Raw genomic sequence first — 14,369 nt, 5'->3', positions numbered from 1 at the left:
ACGATCACCAGCGTCCGCCATCATGCTCCCGTTCATGTTCGTTTCGCTCCGAGACGACTGGCTCTGGTCATCGCGGCGTGTCACAGTTGTTTTCCCTCTCGCAGATGGTCGTCGTACCCGATGTCACACGGCGTCAATCGAGGCGGATTCCATTGATCCGGTCGGGCGTTTTCGCCCGCCGATGACCAGACGTCACTCGTCAGGACACTCATCGCCCCACCGCCGTCCGCTGATATCCGCGCAGCGCGGGATAGAAAGAAAGGCCACCGATGATGAGCGTCCAAACAGCCACCTCCCACAAGTCCGACGCAACCGGCCCGCCGACAGCGAGGGCGCGCATGGCATCGATCGCCGGTGTCATGGGTTGATGGGCGACAATCGGTTGCAGCCATCCAGGATAAGCATCGATGGGAGAAAATCCAGAATTGAAGAACATGAGCACGCTGGACAGCAGGCCGAGAAAGGGCACCAAAGGCGCCCCGGGACTGACGTTGACCGCCAAGGCGAGAACGAACATCGCATAACAAGCCCCGTATGCCATCGCGATTAACAACATCGCGACCGCGGGAATCACGCCCTGGGTGAATCGGAACCCGATCAGGTGACCCGCCGCGAAGATCACTGTCGTGGTAGCGCAGACGCGCAAGACCTCGCCGATGATCCGCGAGGAGAAGTCCGCCGTCCGGTTCACCGGTAGCACCCACATCCGCGACAGGCGCCCTGTCCGCCGCTCCTCGTTCAGACGTGTGGCCGCGGCCACCGACCCGAACATCGCGCTCACGAGGACTATCAGCGGAACGGTCCCGAAGGCGCTGTTCTGCCCGGTCGCCTTGCCCACGATGTCGCCGAGGACCACTTTGAACATCAGCATGGTCAGCATCGGGAACACGATGATCTGGATCAGCGTCGGTACATCGCGCCAGATGACCAGCAACTGCCGGCCGGTGAGTGCGGCGGTCTGACACCACCAGGCACGCGCCGAATTCTCCGCAGGCGCAGTCACGGTCGGAAAATGCAGCCCAGCGTTCTCCGTGGTCTGAACGCTCATCGTCTCGACCTCCTCACCGACAGTGCGAAAAGCGAGAAGGCCAGAACCGCGAGTCCCAGACTCCAGTACAAGGACGGCAAGACGATCTCCCATGTGAGATCTCCACTCTCCGCAAATCGCATGACCGTGGTGATCTGTGAGATCGGCTGATTCTCGACGAAGCCCTGAATCCACTCCGGAAAGGCGGACAAAGGGACGAATCCCGTCGAGAGCATCCCCAGGATGAGCGTCGGAAAGGCGATCAATTGACTCGTCGACGTGGGAGACGAAGCCACCAGGCCGATCGCGTCCGCGGTCAACGCCAGCAACATCCCGAAACCACCCGCCACGGCCAGGACCACGACCGTTCCCCAGAGACCGGCCCCGTACTCCGTGTCCGGCCGCCAACCCATCAGAAGGCAGGCCGTGAGACCACACAGGAGCGCAACGGTCAGCATCACCACGTTCGTGGACGTTCGAGCCAGGAAGGGGATCACCGCAGGCATCGGAAGCACCCGGAACCGGTCATGGATGCGGTCACGTTCCAGAGCCGAGCGCATCGCCGCGGTGGAGGCCACGAAAGCCACCGACTGCAACATGACGATCGGCATCAGGAATTGCGCGTAATCGAAACCGGTGGTGTCCACTAGTTTTCGTAGAGGCAGGTAGAAGCACACCGCGAGGAGTGCCGGTGAGAGAAACGCCAGGAGAAACTCACCGTTGCGGGCGATCTTGCCGATTCCACGTGCGGTCAGCACCCACCACTGATGAATCGGACGGACACGCACCGATGGAGCATCTGCGACCGGATCGGTCTGCGAAGCCCTGTCTGTTTCCTGGTCTGATGGCAAGACCTGGGTCACGTCGACGACCCGTCGGGCCCGGTCAGGGCCAGGAATACCTCGTCCAGCGACGGACGCCGAAGCGCGATGTCGGAGAGGTGGATGTTCGCCGCTTCGGTGCGAATGATCACCTCGGAGAGCGTCTGCGGACCGTGGGGCGCCGGCACGGACACCGATCGAGCGGCGTCCTCGCGAACCGAGCGTCCGACGAGGTCGCTCAGACATTCGCGCAACCTGGGCAGCTCGGACGGGTCCGACGGTGTCACCTCGCAGTAGGCTTCGCCCGTTGCTGCCTTGAGTTCGTTCGCACTTCCCTTGGCGATTACCCGACCCTTGTCGATGACGACGATCTCGTCGGCCATCGAATCGGCCTCCTCGAGATACTGAGTCGTCAGGAGGACGCCGATGCCGGTGGCACGCATCCTTTTGACGAGCGACCAGACCTCGAGGCGACTCCGTGGGTCCAGGCCCGTCGTCGGTTCATCTAGGAACACGACCTTCGGTGCGGTCACCAGGCCGCAGGCGATGTCGACTCGACGTCGCATCCCGCCGGAGTACTGACCGACACGCTTGCCCGCGGCATCGGTCAGCCCGAAGGTTTCGAGGAGCTCATCGGCGCGCGATCGCGCCTGCTTCTTGTTCATCCCGAGCAGTCGGCCGAACAGGATCAGGTTCTCGCGCCCGCTCAGCGCCTCGTCCAGAGCCGCGAACTGCCCGGTCAGCATGATGCTTCGACGAACCTGCGCGGCCTCTTTGGCCACGTCGTGCCCATTGACCGTGGCGACTCCACCGTCCGGCTTCAGCAGTGTGCACAGCATGTTCACCGTTGTCGTCTTGCCGGCGCCATTGGGCCCCAGCAGGGCGACGATGCTGCCCGCCGCGACGGTGAAACTCACGTCTTCGACGGCCACCATGTCTTTGAAACGCTTGTGCAGGTTTTTCGCCTCGATGGCGGGGTGCGCGTCTCTTGCCCGAGCCGTCGACATCGGTGAAGACGGTGACACAGGCGAGAGCGAGACAGGGTTCACAGCTTGCAGCGGTGCGGTCACTTCCGCTGACACCGACGCAGCGGGGTCCGAGTCGGAAACTGACGTCGAGGGGGCGGCGCCTTCTAGCACCCAACCGTTCTTGGGATCACCGCCGCCGACGCGATCCATGGGAGCCGAGTCTTCGGAGAGCATCACGGTGTCGTTCGGCGCCGAGCCCTCTGACGTCGCAGCGGCAGTCGATATCGTCCCGTCTGCATCGACCCCGTCTGCTCTCGTGTCGTCCCCGTTCAGGGAAGGCTCGGCAGGCCCGGCCGTTTCGGCTCGCCACTGAAGCAACTTCTCCATGACGGGGTCGGGCCGAACGAAGGGGTCTTCGAACGCCTTCGGCTCAGCGAGATCGTCCCGTCGGTGACGGGGCGCGTAGGAAGCGACGGACGGTCGCTCACCACTGGCCTCGGTCATGTTTTCCTTTTCGCGTCGGAAACGGGAACGATCGGGACGGTGCCGCAACACGCGCATGCCGACCCACGGTTTGGAACAGACGTGCTCGTACTAGCCCACGGATACAAACTTACGCACGAATCTCTATCGGAGCTGTCATTCGACTGTGTCGCGTCGTGATCGAAATTAGTTACCGGAGCTATCGGTCAGGAGTTCGGCTTCCGGGGTTCATACGCTTCCGTCGACATTACCGACGTGGATGACCGGCCGTTATACGGGCCGGTTCCACCGTCGGATGCGGCATTTGGCAGAGTTGAGACATGGACGTTCCGGCCACCGACCATGAAGTCCTGACGTGGGAACTCAACGGCATCGCCTGTCGTGAACTCGCACAGCAGGTCGCCGACGACTCCTTCGTTCCCGACATCATCCTCGGTATCGCACGAGGAGGGCTCATCCCGGCCGGCACCATCGCCTACGGTCTCGACTGCAAACTCATGATCTCGCTGAACGTCGAGTTCTACACCGGGGTCGGTGAGACACTCGCGGAACCGGTGATGCTCCCTTCCCTGTTGGAATCGAGCGGATTGACCGATCAGCGCGTGCTCGTCGTCGACGATGTCGCCGACACCGGGAAGACACTGAAACTTGTCAACGATTTCTGCGAGGAACAGGGTAGGGTCGCCGAAGTCCGGAACGCGGTGCTGTACCGGAAACCACACACCATCACCGTGCCCGACTATGCGTGGCGCACCACCGACAAGTGGATCGACTTCCCCTGGTCCGTGCAGGGTCCGGTCGTGGCAGCCGCGAGATGACGGCGGACAAGACCGGCGCGCAGACAGCGGTGAGCGACAATCCCGCAGAGCGCCGATACGAGATCACCGTCGAGGGAACCACCGCGCCGGCCGGCTTCGCCGAGTACCGCGACCGCGACGCCGGTTCAGACGCCGCCTCCGGCGTCGCGCGGGTCTTCTTCCACACCGAGGTCGATCCCGCCTTCGGCGGCCGCGGTCTCGCCACGATCCTCGTCCGTGAGGCACTCGACGACGCACGCGACCGCGGGCTGAGGATTGTCGGGGTGTGCCCGCTGGTGGCAGCCTTCCTCGAGAAGAACCCTCAGTATGCGAGCTTCGCCGAACCGGTGTCGCCCGCCGTACTCACCTGGTTGCGTGCGCAGAAGCGCTAGCCCTGCCCTCAGGTGTCCTGGGTCGCCATCAGCCCAGGATCCGGATCGTCGACCGTGACGGTTGCACCATCGTGATGGAACTCGATCTTCCGGAAACCCACAACGCCCTGCACCACGATCGAGGCGACCAGCGGTCTGCCGGGCGGTAGAATTCGCGCTGTCAGTTCAGCCGCATCGCCGTTCAGGGCCGCGAGCTCGTCGACGAGCATTGCTCTGGCGCGCCGGATGACATCGTTGCCCTCGCGTGAGACACCGTCGTCCAAAAGACGCACGGAAGCTCCCTGCTGGCGCGCTGTCCACACAGCCTCTCTCACTTCGGCGCAGTCCCAGGCGGGCGCCCGGATGATGTCCCTCATCTGAGCTTCGGTCAAACGGGTCTCCCCCACTTCCGCGGGCGTGAATTCGCAGCCGTCAGCAATTCGTCGGAGAATCGGACGGGCCCGCGCATCGAGTCGGGCCATCTGCCGATCACGTTCCCCGGCCGCGGCGCGGGTCGCGGCCTCGGCCGCGGCGCGCGCGAAGATGTCTGCTCGTATGCGCCGGATTCGCTCGGGCATCGGCGTGGCCATCAGCGCGAAGAGGGTCGCGATCATCAGAACCGGGTAGCAGAACACGGTATTACCCACGAGCACTCCGAACCCGACGCCGGTCATCGCACCGGCTGCCGCCGCGAAGGCGGTTCCGGATGCCGCACCGATCCAGGCGATCACCGGATGTCCGTACAACACGACCATGACGAGAAGGATGGTCAGTGCCGAAGTCGCCGGCGTCGTCTGGAGGGTCATGTAGGTTGCCTGCGGCAGGCTTGCGAGCGAGACCCCGAAGCCCGCCATCGTCGCCGCGGTGACGGCCCATGCTCGCCGTCGCGGCAACTCCGACGCCGAGAACCGCATGAGGGCGGCCGCCGCACCGACGAACATGACGAATCCGGCGACGAGTGCGAACCAGGTGGCCGGTGCGCGGATGTTCCAGCACGCGGCCACGGTGACGGCGAGGTGGACACAGCCATAAAACAGCAGGGCCCTCATCAACACGGGGGATCCCAGCCCGAACAGGTTGACCGCAGTCCGGTCGAGGTCGTCGAGCCCGGCGAATTCCGGCGAAGGAGGGTCAGTTCTCACGATGTCGCCAATCCAGCGTCACGACGGTCCCGAGTCCGGGTGCGCTGCTCACCGTTGCCGCGCCTCCCGTCAACCGCGTCATACGGGCATGTATCCCGCCGGCGATACCGAAGCGATGCGGATCGACGGCCGACGGATCGAATCCGGCCCCGTCATCGGCCACGATGACCCGAACATGCTCGGCGTCGAAATAGCCGTCCACCTCGCACCGTGAGCCCGCGCCGGCGTGTCGGTACCAGTTCCGTGTCGCCTCACCGACGCAGTCGGCCATCACGTCGACGATCTCGGTGGAGTACCGCCACTCGCCGGACACCACGAGAGAACAACGCACTGCTTCGCTGGTCGCCAGGGCCGCGGCTCGGATACGCGCCGCGAAGCCCTCCGCGTCGAGCAGCGTCGGTGTGCCCCTGCTCCTGTCGAGTTCCTCCAAAGCTGATCTTGCCTGTGCCGCCAGTCTCGGGTCTGGCGGCCCTGCTTGCACCGCGAGCAGGGTCGCGATCACCCGGTCGTGGATCAACGCTGCGAACCGCGCGCGTTCGGCCTCCTGCGCAGTGTCTGCAGCCGTTGCGGCAGCCGACCTCAGGAGTTCGGGATGCCGATCGTCGAGAGAGCGTACGTTACGCACCGTGGCGAACGCCACGGACAGGAACACACCGGCCAGGGCGATCGACAGCGGAGCACTCAGCAACTCGAGCGGTCTGACCTCTCCGTACCGTGCGATCTGGTTGGCGATGTGGACCAGGAACGTGTTCACCACCAGGGCGGCCAATGCCCACCGCGTTCTCGACATGATCACGAGTGCAAAACTCGGAACCGACGGAAACTGCAGCATCCACACCGCCCACCGCGCATCGTCGTCGGGCTCGCCCCGCCATGCCGGAAACCACAACGATGTCGCGACAAGGTACCCGCATGCGCAGGCGATGACCAAGCCGTCGAGGTGTCTCGGAATCGGCAACAAGGTGGAGACCACAACACAAACAGCCGGCGTGGCCACGAGCCCGAAGCTGACCGCAGTCCACCACGGATCGGTGATCTCGGCATGCCGGATCGCCACCGGAACCATCAACAGGCAGAACAGAAGCAATCCGCAACCGACGAAACGGCAGCCGATCCGCTGTTGCCGGGCGAGGTCCGAGTCGTCCTCGCGTCGGCCTCCCCCCATACCCTGCCGGAGCACGGATGCTCGATGGCGGAGTTCGACGACGGCCGTCCCTCCAACACTCACGCGGTGCGCGACCGCATCTCCGACCGCCCGCATCACGTCGCCCGTGTGGCGGTCGTGCTCGCCTCGGTCTCCGGGTCACCGGCCAACGGATCTACACCGAACGCGATCAGCGAGACAGCGTCACCTGTGTCGACCCCGACGGTCGCCAGTGCGTCGCGGCCGGGTGGTTGGATGCGCACGGTCACCCGTCCGCTGTCGGTCCCGTCGAGCACGTCCTCGACCGCGACGGTGAGTTGAGCACGCGCCACGGCCGCGTGCGCGTCGTCGAGCGCGGCCAGCCCGCCGTCGTCGAGCAGAACGACGCGCACACCCCGCTGACGCGCCCGCCACGCCGCGTCCCGGACCATCGGGAGGTCGAGCCCGGAGGCACGGATGCCGTCGCGTAATTGCGCCTCGAGCAGCCGGGCCGTGGCCACCTCGTCGGCGGTGAGGGTCTCGCGGCGCGCCATGCGTGTGAGGACGGGGCGTGCGCGTTCGTCGAGAGCGGCGAGACGTCGGTCCCGCACCTCGGTGGCCGCAGCGGCGGCGGCGTCGAGCGCCGCCTGGCGTTCGTTGGCCTCGCGTAGTTCGTAGATGTTGCGGGCCATCGGGCGCAGCATGACGGAGAACAGCGACCCCATGATCATGATCGCGTATCCCGGCAGGGTGATCGACAGTCCCCAGACCGCTCCCGCGGTCGAGACGGCGCCCCACACGCCCGCGATGACGCTGATGCAACCGCTCGCGAGCCACGCCGCCAGGGGACGACCGCGCACCGCGACGAAGGCCAGGATGATCACCGAGGCCCCCATCGGCGGCCCGGTCTGCATCACGTGCGACGGCGGCGACGGCAACGAGAACAGCGTCACGGCCACGGCCGAGACGGTCATCGCGGCGATGACGGAGGTCGTCGATCCGGGCAGCGGATCACCGGGCGAATCGAGGATCGTCATCCCGGCCACGACGAACAACACGAAACCGGCGAACACCCCGGTCCACTGCCACCACCCGGTGATGGACGAGTCGGCATAGAGCGTCACGGCGAAGTAGCCGCATGCGAACGCGCCCATCATCAGCCACAGGGGCCGCGACCCGATGCCGAACGCATTGACGACCTCGCCGCGTTCGGCGTCGTCGACGCCGCGAGAACACTCTCGTCTCACGGCCGCTCCCATCGGATCTGAACCGTGGTCCCCCGCCCGGCGCGACTGTGCACCCGCGCGTGGCCACCGGGCAGCCTCGCGAGACGACCGCGGATGCTCACCGCGATTCCCAGCCGGCCGACCGCCACCGACTCCGGATCGAACCCGACGCCGTCGTCGACGACCGCCATGCTCAGGGCGTCGGATGCCAACTGCACGATGACGGCGCATTCGGCATCGTCCCCGGCGTGGCGCAGCACGTTCCGCAACGACTCCGACATCGCCTCGACGACCGCATCGAGGACCTCGACGGGATACGAGGCCGGCTCGGCACGCCGAACCTCCACGGCGTCCTGGTCACCGGGGTCCTGGTCATCGGCGTTCTGGCCACCCACGACCTCCACGTCGAATCGTTCGGAGATATCGGCGGCAGTAGACCTGATGCGACGGACCACCTCGACATCCGGAACGGTGTCCGCATCCCCGGGTCCCGGTACCCGGGCGAGTTCATCGAGGGCCGACGCGGCCTGGGCGGCGAGCCGCTCATCGGGACGCCCCGGCCGGACGGCGAGGAGTGAGGCGATGACCCGGTCGTGCACGATGGCGTCGAACCGCTCCTTCTCCACCTCGCGGGCCGACGCCGCGGCCACGTTGGCCGCGGTGCGGTAGGTCTCCTCACGCGTCTCGTCGAGCTCACGGCCGGTGCGGGTCGCGACCAGCACGACCGCGAGGAAGACCCCGGTGAACACCAGCGACCACAGGATCTCCACGGGCGCATCGGAAGTCACCTCACCGAACCGGCCGAGCTGCTGGGAGATGTGCGCGAGGGTCGACGACACGAGCAGACCCGCCACTGCGAGACGCGGCCGCACGAGCATCAGCACCATGCTCGGCATACCGCAGAAGGCGACCATCCACTGCGCCGAGTCGTCGGGATTCGTCAGGGTCGTCCCGTTCCAGGCCACGAACCACAGACCCAGGCCGAGGATGTACCCGGCCCAGGTCGTCAGGGCGAGCGGGGTGAGCCACGCCGTGCCCGGTCGAAACGTCGCCGCGATCACCAGGATTCCTGGTCCGACCGACAGCAGGATGCTCAGCGGTGGCCACCAGGCGTCGGTCAGCGGCGCCGAGGCGAGGATCGACGCCGCGGAGACCACGGGGTAACCGATGAAACCCAGGCCCAGGAAGCGGGCGCCCACCCGGCGGACGCGGTCCAGATCCGGCTCCGCCGAATCCGATTCGAATGCGCGCCGCACCCACGCGGGTCGTGCGGGGGTGTCGCCGCTCGCGAGATCGGTGGTGGGCATCGCGTCTCAGCCTCACACCGTCCGGCTCGACCGGTCAATCCCCTGTTGAGACCAAATACGACGAAACCGGCCCGCTCCCTGTGGGGAACGGGCCGGTGACGGTAGAACTCGTTGGGAGAGGGCTTACTTGGCCTTCTCCAGCACCTCGACGAGACGCCAGTGCTTGGTCGCCGACAGCGGGCGGGTCTCCATGATCCGCACGCGGTCACCGACGCCGGCATCGCCGTTCTCGTCGTGGGCCTTGACCTTGCTCGTGGTCCGGATGATCTTGCCGTAGAGCGGGTGGCTCTTACGATCTTCCAGCTCGACCACGATGGTCTTCTGCATCTTGTCGCTGACCACGTAGCCGATGCGCTCCTTGCGGCGTGCGCGCACCTCGGTCTGGGTTTCGGTCACCTTCTGGTCCTCACTCATGCGTCATCACCATCCGGTCCGGACGCCAGGCCCAGCTCCCGTTCGCGCATCACGGTGTAGATACGCGCGATCTCGCGACGCACGGTCCGCAGGCGACGGTTGTTGTCGAGCTGGCCGGTGGCCATCTGGAACCGAAGGTTGAACAGTTCTTCCTTCGACTCTTTCAGGCGATCGACCAGATCAGCGTCGTTGAGCTCACGAAGCTCGTTCGCAGCAACTCCGAGTGCCATCAGAACTGCTCCTCTCTGGTCACGATCCTGGTCTTGATGGGGAGCTTGTGCTGCGCGCGACGCAGGGCCTCGCGAGCGATCTCCTCATTCGGGTAGGTCATCTCGAACAGCACGCGACCCGGCTTGACCGGGGCAACCCACCACTCGGGCGAACCCTTACCCGAACCCATGCGGGTCTCGGCCGGCTTCTTGGTCAGCGGGCGGTCCGGGAAGATGTTGATCCAGACCTTGCCGCCACGCTTGATGTGCCGGTTGATCGCGATACGAGCGGACTCGATCTGACGGTTGGTGATGTACGCGCCTTCCAGAGCCTGGATGCCGTAATCGCCGAACGTCACCTTGGTGCCGCCCTTGGCCTGCCCCTTGAGGCTGGGGTGGTGCTGCTTGCGGTGCTTGACCCGACGTGGGATCAACATGGCCTAGCCCTCCTGCTTCTCAGCCGCACCAGCGGTGGCCTCGGCGGGAGCGGCTTCGGCCGCGCGAGCGGCGTCGGTGCTCGTCGCAGTGGTGCCCGAGGCACCGCTACGCCGGGGCCGGCTGGGCCGGCGCGGACGGCGATCCTCGGCTGCCGGAGCGGCCGCGGCCAGCTCACGACGTCCACCGACGATGTCGCCCTTGTAGATCCACACCTTCACGCCGATCCGGCCGAAGGTGGTCTTGGCTTCGTAGAGTCCGTAGTCGATGTCGGCGCGCAGCGTGTGCAGCGGCACGCGACCCTCGCGGTAGAACTCGCTGCGGCTCATCTCAGCGCCGCCCAGACGACCCGAGCACTGGACCCGGATGCCCTTCACGTTCGGCTGACGCATCGCCGACTGGATCGCCTTGCGCATCGCGCGGCGGAACGCCACACGGTTGCTCAGCTGCTCGGCGACGCCCTGGGCCACCAGCTGGGCCTCGGACTCGGCGTTCTTGACCTCGAGGATGTTCAGCTGGACCTGCTTACCGGTCAGCTTCTCCAGGTCGCCGCGGATGCGATCGGCCTCGGCGCCGCGGCGACCGATGACGATGCCCGGACGCGCGGTGTGGATGTCGACGCGAACCCGGTCACGGGTGCGCTCGATCTCCACCTTGGCGATGCCGGCCCGCTCGAGCCCCGTGGAGAGGAGCTTGCGGATGGCGACATCCTCTTTGACGTAGTCCGCGTACTGCTTGTCGGCGTACCACCGCGACTTCCAGTCGGTGGTGATGCCCAGACGGAAGCCGTGCGGGTTGATTTTCTGGCCCACTACTAGGCTCCCTTCTTCTTCGGCTGACGCGAACGGCCACGGCCGCCGGCTGCCTTCTCCGGCAGGCTCTCCACGACCACGGTGATGTGGCTGGTGCGCTTGCGGATACGGAACGCACGACCCTGCGCGCGCGGCTGGAAGCGCTTGAGGGTCGGGCCCTCGTCGGCGAACGCGGTGGCGACGACCAGGGTCCGGCGATCCAGATCCAGGTTGTTCTCCGCGTTGGCCACGGCACTCGCCAGGACCTTGTACACGGGCTCGGACGCCGACTGCGGTGCGAACCGCAGGATGTCGAGCGCCTCGTCCACGTTCTTGCCGCGGACCAGGTCCAGGACACGACGCGCCTTCATCGGCGTGACGCGCACGAACTTGGCGGTCGCCTTTGCTGTCGGATTATCGGTCTGCGTAGTCATTACCGGCGCTTCGCTTTCCGGTCATCCTTGATGTGACCCTTGAAGGTACGGGTGGGGGCGAACTCGCCCAGCTTGTGCCCGACCATCGAATCCGAGATGAACACCGGCACGTGCTTGCGGCCGTCGTGGACGGCAAAGGTGTGACCGATGAAGTCGGGAATGATGGTCGAACGACGGGACCAGGTCTTGATGACCTGCTTGGTGCCCTTCTCGTTCTGGACATCCACCTTCTTCAGGAGGTGGTCGTCGACGAACGGGCCCTTCTTGAGGCTGCGTGGCATTCTCTTACCTCCTCCTGTTATCGCTTGTTCTTGCCGGTACGACGGCGGCGGACGATCAGCTTGTCGCTGGCCTTGTTCTTGCGGGTACGGCCCTCGGGCTTGCCCCACGGGCTGACCGGGTGGCGACCACCGGAGGTCTTGCCCTCACCACCACCGTGCGGGTGGTCGACCGGGTTCATGACGACACCACGGACGGTCGGGCGCTTGCCCTTCCAGCGCATACGGCCGGCCTTGCCCCAGTTGATGTTGCTCTGCTCGGCGTTGCCCACCTCGCCGACGGTGGCGCGGCAGCGCACGTCGACGCGACGGATCTCGCCGGAGGGCATACGCAGGGTGGCGTAGGTGCCTTCCTTGCCCAGCAGCTGGATCGACGATCCCGCGCTGCGGGCCATCTTCGCGCCGCCACCCGGACGCAGCTCCACGGCGTGGACCTGGGTACCGGTCGGGATGTTGCGCAGCGGCAGGTTGTTGCCGGGCTTGATGTCGGCGGTCGAACCGCTCTCGACGACGTCGCCCTGCTTCAGGCCCTTGGGCGCGATGATGTAGCGCTTCTCGCCGTCGACGTAGTGCAGCAACGCGATCCGCGCGGTGCGGTTCGGGTCGTACTCGATGTGAGCGACCTTGGCGTTGATGCCGTCCTTGTCGTTGCGACGGAAGTCGATCAGACGGTAGGCGCGCTTGTGGCCGCCACCCTTGTGACGAGTGGTGATACGGCCGTGAGCGTTTCGGCCACCACGCCCGTGCAGCGGACGCACCAGCGACTTCTCCGGGTGGTCACGGGTGACCTCGGCGAAGTCGGAGCCGCTGGCCCCACGACGACCCGGGGTCGTCGGCTTGTACTTACGAATAGCCATGAGTCTCTAGTCCTTCTCTGGGCGCCCCGGTCAGCTGACCGAGCCCCCGAAGATCTCGATGGGCTTGCTGTCTGCGGTCAGCGACACGATGGCGCGCTTGGTGGACTTGCGCTGGCCGTAGCCGGTGCGGGTCCGCTTGCGCTTGCCCTGTCGGTTCGCGGTGTTGACGCTGGCAACGCTGACACCGAAGATCTTCTCGATCGCGATCTTGATCTCGGTCTTGTTGGACTCCGGGTGCACCAGGAAGGTGTACACGTTGTCCTCCATGAGCCCGTAGGACTTCTCCGAGATCACGGGCGCCAGGATGATGTCGCGCGGGTCGGCAACGGTCGCCATGTCAGGCCTCCTCTGCTGTCTTCTCGACGGCAGCCTTGGCATCCGCCGTGTTCTGCTCGATGAAGGCATTGAGCGTCTCGACGCTGAACACCACCTCGTCCGAATCCAGGACGTCGTAGGTGTTGAGCTGATCCGGCGCGATCGGCAGCACGTTCTGCAGGTTCGCGACACTCAGCCACGCCGTCAGGTCCTCGCGGCCGAGGACGACCAGGAACTTGCGGCGATCGGAGAGGCTCTCCAGGAACTGACGCGCCGACTTGGTCGAGGGCTTCTGCCCGGAGACCAGTTCGGTGATCACGTGGATGCGCTCGTTACGAGCGCGATCGCTCAGCGCACCGCGCAGTGCGGCCGCCTTCATCTTCTTGGGGGTGCGCTGGCTGTAGTCGCGCGGCTGCGGGCCGTGGACGGTGCCACCGCCGGCGAACTGCGGGGCGCGGGTCGAACCCTGACGCGCACGGCCGGTGCCCTTCTGGCGGTACGGCTTGGCGCCACCGCCGCGGACCTCGCCGCGGGTCTTGGTGGAGTGCGTGCCCTGGCGTGCCGCTGCCTGCTGGGCCACGACGACCTGATGCATCAGCGCGATGTTGGCCGGGGCGTCGAAGAGCGCGGCGGGCAGGTCAACGGTTCCGTTGGTCTTGCCGTCGGCGGTCTTGACGTCCAGCGTCAGCTTGGTAGCCGTCTCGGTGCTCATTTGGCACCACCCTTCACTGCGTCGCGAACCATCACGATGCCGCCCTTGCGACCCGGGATCGCTCCCTTGATCAGCAGGAGACCGGCCTCGGCGTCCACCTTGTGGACGGTGAGGTTCTGCGTGGTCACCTTGTCGTTACCCATGCGGCCTGCCATGCGCATGCCCTTGAACACGCGACCCGGCGTGGCGCAGCCACCGATCGAACCCGGAGCGCGGTGTACGCGGTGGGCACCGTGGCTGGCGCCCAGACCGGCGAAGCCGTGACGCTTCATGACGCCGGCGAAGCCCTTGCCCTTGGAGGTGCCGGTGACGTCGACCAGCGCGCCGTCGGCGAAGATCTCGGCGGTCAGTTCCTGACCGACCTCGAACTCGGCGACGTCGTTGACGCGGATCTCGGCCAGGTGGCGGCGCGGGGTGACCCCGGCCTTGCCGAACTGACCGGCGACCGGCTTGGTCACCTTGCGGGGATCGACGGCGCCGTAGGCGAGCTGGACGGCCGTGTAGCCGTCACGGTCCGCGGTGCGGAGCTGGGTGATCACGTTCGGGCCGGCCTGGATGACAGTCACCGGGACGACGCGGTTGTTCTCGTCGAAGACCTGGGTCATGCCGAGCTTGGTGCCCAGGATGCCCTTGGTCGAACTCTGATTGCTCATGTGTTA

Annotated in this window: 19 protein-coding genes; 2 read left to right on the top strand and 17 right to left on the bottom strand. The window is 66.1% G+C overall.

Translation table 11 applies throughout. From position 1 onward, the window contains the following. Positions 1-208: 208 nt before the first annotated feature. The 3 genes from KB201_RS03255 to KB201_RS03245 all read right to left on the bottom strand — a co-directional run bounded on the left by KB201_RS03255 (position 209) and on the right by KB201_RS03245 (position 3,320). The gene (locus KB201_RS03255; RefSeq protein ID WP_211538337.1) at positions 209-1,048 is read right to left on the bottom strand and encodes an ABC transporter permease; all 840 of its coding nucleotides are present in this window, start codon (positions 1,046-1,048) and stop codon (positions 209-211) included. Further along, on the bottom strand, positions 1,045-1,815 hold the full coding sequence (locus KB201_RS03250; RefSeq protein ID WP_307848028.1) for an ABC transporter permease: 771 nt from the start codon (positions 1,813-1,815) through the stop codon (positions 1,045-1,047). The genes KB201_RS03255 and KB201_RS03250 overlap by 4 nt, the downstream gene beginning before the upstream one ends. A 71-nt stretch (positions 1,816-1,886) precedes the next feature. Beyond that, positions 1,887-3,320: an ATP-binding cassette domain-containing protein gene (locus KB201_RS03245; RefSeq protein WP_211538336.1), complete on the bottom strand. Its 1,434-nt coding sequence runs from the start codon at positions 3,318-3,320 to the stop codon at positions 1,887-1,889. Positions 3,321-3,619: 299 nt separating this feature from the next. Between KB201_RS03245 and KB201_RS03240 the strand changes: the two genes are divergently transcribed. After that, a complete protein-coding gene (locus tag KB201_RS03240; protein ID WP_211538335.1) occupies positions 3,620-4,117 on the top strand; it encodes a phosphoribosyltransferase in 498 nt (165 codons plus the stop codon). Beyond that, a complete protein-coding gene (locus KB201_RS03235; RefSeq protein ID WP_211538334.1) occupies positions 4,114-4,488 on the top strand; it encodes a GNAT family N-acetyltransferase in 375 nt (124 codons plus the stop codon). The genes KB201_RS03240 and KB201_RS03235 overlap by 4 nt, the downstream gene beginning before the upstream one ends. Before the next feature lie 8 nt (positions 4,489-4,496). On the opposite strand, the gene KB201_RS03230 is transcribed toward KB201_RS03235, so the two are convergent. The 14 genes from KB201_RS03230 to rplC form a co-directional block, all read right to left on the bottom strand. Then, entirely contained in the window at positions 4,497-5,609 is a 1,113-nt protein-coding gene (locus KB201_RS03230; protein ID WP_307848026.1) for a hypothetical protein, read from the bottom strand. Beyond that, the gene (locus KB201_RS03225) at positions 5,599-6,837 is read right to left on the bottom strand and encodes an ATP-binding protein (RefSeq protein WP_307848025.1); all 1,239 of its coding nucleotides are present in this window, start codon (positions 6,835-6,837) and stop codon (positions 5,599-5,601) included. The genes KB201_RS03230 and KB201_RS03225 overlap by 11 nt, the downstream gene beginning before the upstream one ends. A gap of 32 nt (positions 6,838-6,869) precedes the next feature. After that, positions 6,870-7,979: a hypothetical protein gene (locus KB201_RS03220; RefSeq protein WP_307848024.1), complete on the bottom strand. Its 1,110-nt coding sequence runs from the start codon at positions 7,977-7,979 to the stop codon at positions 6,870-6,872. Next, positions 7,976-9,265 carry a sensor histidine kinase gene (locus KB201_RS03215; RefSeq protein WP_211538333.1) on the bottom strand — a complete coding sequence of 430 codons (1,290 nt, stop codon included), beginning with the start codon at positions 9,263-9,265 and terminating at the stop codon, positions 7,976-7,978. Before KB201_RS03215 ends, KB201_RS03220 begins: the two co-directional genes overlap by 4 nt. A gap of 123 nt (positions 9,266-9,388) precedes the next feature. Further along, positions 9,389-9,679, bottom strand: coding sequence for a 30S ribosomal protein S17 (rpsQ, locus tag KB201_RS03210; RefSeq protein WP_058252339.1), 291 nt, complete (start codon positions 9,677-9,679; stop codon positions 9,389-9,391). Then, complete coding sequence (gene rpmC, locus KB201_RS03205; RefSeq protein WP_004020547.1) at positions 9,676-9,909, bottom strand: 50S ribosomal protein L29; 234 nt, start codon at positions 9,907-9,909, stop codon at positions 9,676-9,678. The genes rpsQ and rpmC overlap by 4 nt, the downstream gene beginning before the upstream one ends. Continuing rightward, complete coding sequence (gene rplP, locus KB201_RS03200) at positions 9,909-10,325, bottom strand: 50S ribosomal protein L16 (protein WP_004020548.1); 417 nt, start codon at positions 10,323-10,325, stop codon at positions 9,909-9,911. Before rplP ends, rpmC begins: the two co-directional genes overlap by 1 nt. A 3-nt stretch (positions 10,326-10,328) precedes the next feature. Beyond that, on the bottom strand, positions 10,329-11,135 hold the full coding sequence (gene rpsC, locus KB201_RS03195) for a 30S ribosomal protein S3 (RefSeq protein ID WP_004020549.1): 807 nt from the start codon (positions 11,133-11,135) through the stop codon (positions 10,329-10,331). Positions 11,136-11,137: 2 nt separating this feature from the next. Further along, positions 11,138-11,548: a 50S ribosomal protein L22 gene (gene rplV / locus KB201_RS03190; protein WP_004020550.1), complete on the bottom strand. Its 411-nt coding sequence runs from the start codon at positions 11,546-11,548 to the stop codon at positions 11,138-11,140. Next, the gene (rpsS, locus tag KB201_RS03185; protein ID WP_004020551.1) at positions 11,548-11,829 is read right to left on the bottom strand and encodes a 30S ribosomal protein S19; all 282 of its coding nucleotides are present in this window, start codon (positions 11,827-11,829) and stop codon (positions 11,548-11,550) included. Before rpsS ends, rplV begins: the two co-directional genes overlap by 1 nt. 17 nt (positions 11,830-11,846) lie before the next feature. Then, a complete protein-coding gene (gene rplB, locus KB201_RS03180; protein WP_004020552.1) occupies positions 11,847-12,683 on the bottom strand; it encodes a 50S ribosomal protein L2 in 837 nt (278 codons plus the stop codon). A 30-nt stretch (positions 12,684-12,713) separates the two neighbouring features. After that, positions 12,714-13,019 (bottom strand): 50S ribosomal protein L23, encoded by a 306-nt coding sequence (gene rplW / locus KB201_RS03175; RefSeq protein ID WP_058252341.1) that lies wholly within the window; start codon positions 13,017-13,019, stop codon positions 12,714-12,716. A 1-nt stretch (position 13,020) separates the two neighbouring features. Then, entirely contained in the window at positions 13,021-13,710 is a 690-nt protein-coding gene (rplD, locus tag KB201_RS03170) for a 50S ribosomal protein L4 (protein ID WP_058252342.1), read from the bottom strand. After that, positions 13,707-14,363 (bottom strand): 50S ribosomal protein L3, encoded by a 657-nt coding sequence (rplC, locus tag KB201_RS03165; protein WP_058252343.1) that lies wholly within the window; start codon positions 14,361-14,363, stop codon positions 13,707-13,709. Before rplC ends, rplD begins: the two co-directional genes overlap by 4 nt. Positions 14,364-14,369: the final 6 nt, after the last annotated feature.

Origin of the sequence: Gordonia sp. SCSIO 19800, assembly GCF_018132775.1 — a bacterium.
GTDB lineage: Bacteria > Actinomycetota > Actinomycetes > Mycobacteriales > Mycobacteriaceae > Gordonia > Gordonia hongkongensis.
The sequence above is the reverse complement of the archived record's forward strand: the minus strand, read 5'-3'. Positions and strand labels throughout refer to the sequence as shown.

What these genes read in the sequence shown, in the direction of transcription:
- rplD (WP_058252342.1), bottom strand. Translation starts at nt 13,710, where the DNA reads ATGAGCACCGAGACGGCTACCAAGCTGACGCTGGACGTCAAGACCGCC.
- KB201_RS03245 (WP_211538336.1), bottom strand. Translation starts at nt 3,320, where the DNA reads ATGACCGAGGCCAGTGGTGAGCGACCGTCCGTCGCTTCCTACGCGCCC.
- rplB (WP_004020552.1), bottom strand. Translation starts at nt 12,683, where the DNA reads ATGGCTATTCGTAAGTACAAGCCGACGACCCCGGGTCGTCGTGGGGCC.
- KB201_RS03255 (WP_211538337.1), bottom strand. Translation starts at nt 1,048, where the DNA reads ATGAGCGTTCAGACCACGGAGAACGCTGGGCTGCATTTTCCGACCGTG.
- KB201_RS03215 (WP_211538333.1), bottom strand. Translation starts at nt 9,265, where the DNA reads ATGCCCACCACCGATCTCGCGAGCGGCGACACCCCCGCACGACCCGCG.
- rpsQ (WP_058252339.1), bottom strand. Translation starts at nt 9,679, where the DNA reads ATGAGTGAGGACCAGAAGGTGACCGAAACCCAGACCGAGGTGCGCGCA.
- rplW (WP_058252341.1), bottom strand. Translation starts at nt 13,019, where the DNA reads ATGGCGACCGTTGCCGACCCGCGCGACATCATCCTGGCGCCCGTGATC.
- KB201_RS03240 (WP_211538335.1), top strand. Translation starts at nt 3,620, where the DNA reads ATGGACGTTCCGGCCACCGACCATGAAGTCCTGACGTGGGAACTCAAC.
- rpmC (WP_004020547.1), bottom strand. Translation starts at nt 9,909, where the DNA reads ATGGCACTCGGAGTTGCTGCGAACGAGCTTCGTGAGCTCAACGACGCT.
- rpsS (WP_004020551.1), bottom strand. Translation starts at nt 11,829, where the DNA reads ATGCCACGCAGCCTCAAGAAGGGCCCGTTCGTCGACGACCACCTCCTG.
- rplV (WP_004020550.1), bottom strand. Translation starts at nt 11,548, where the DNA reads ATGACTACGCAGACCGATAATCCGACAGCAAAGGCGACCGCCAAGTTC.
- rplP (WP_004020548.1), bottom strand. Translation starts at nt 10,325, where the DNA reads ATGTTGATCCCACGTCGGGTCAAGCACCGCAAGCAGCACCACCCCAGC.
- KB201_RS03235 (WP_211538334.1), top strand. Translation starts at nt 4,114, where the DNA reads ATGACGGCGGACAAGACCGGCGCGCAGACAGCGGTGAGCGACAATCCC.
- rplC (WP_058252343.1), bottom strand. Translation starts at nt 14,363, where the DNA reads ATGAGCAATCAGAGTTCGACCAAGGGCATCCTGGGCACCAAGCTCGGC.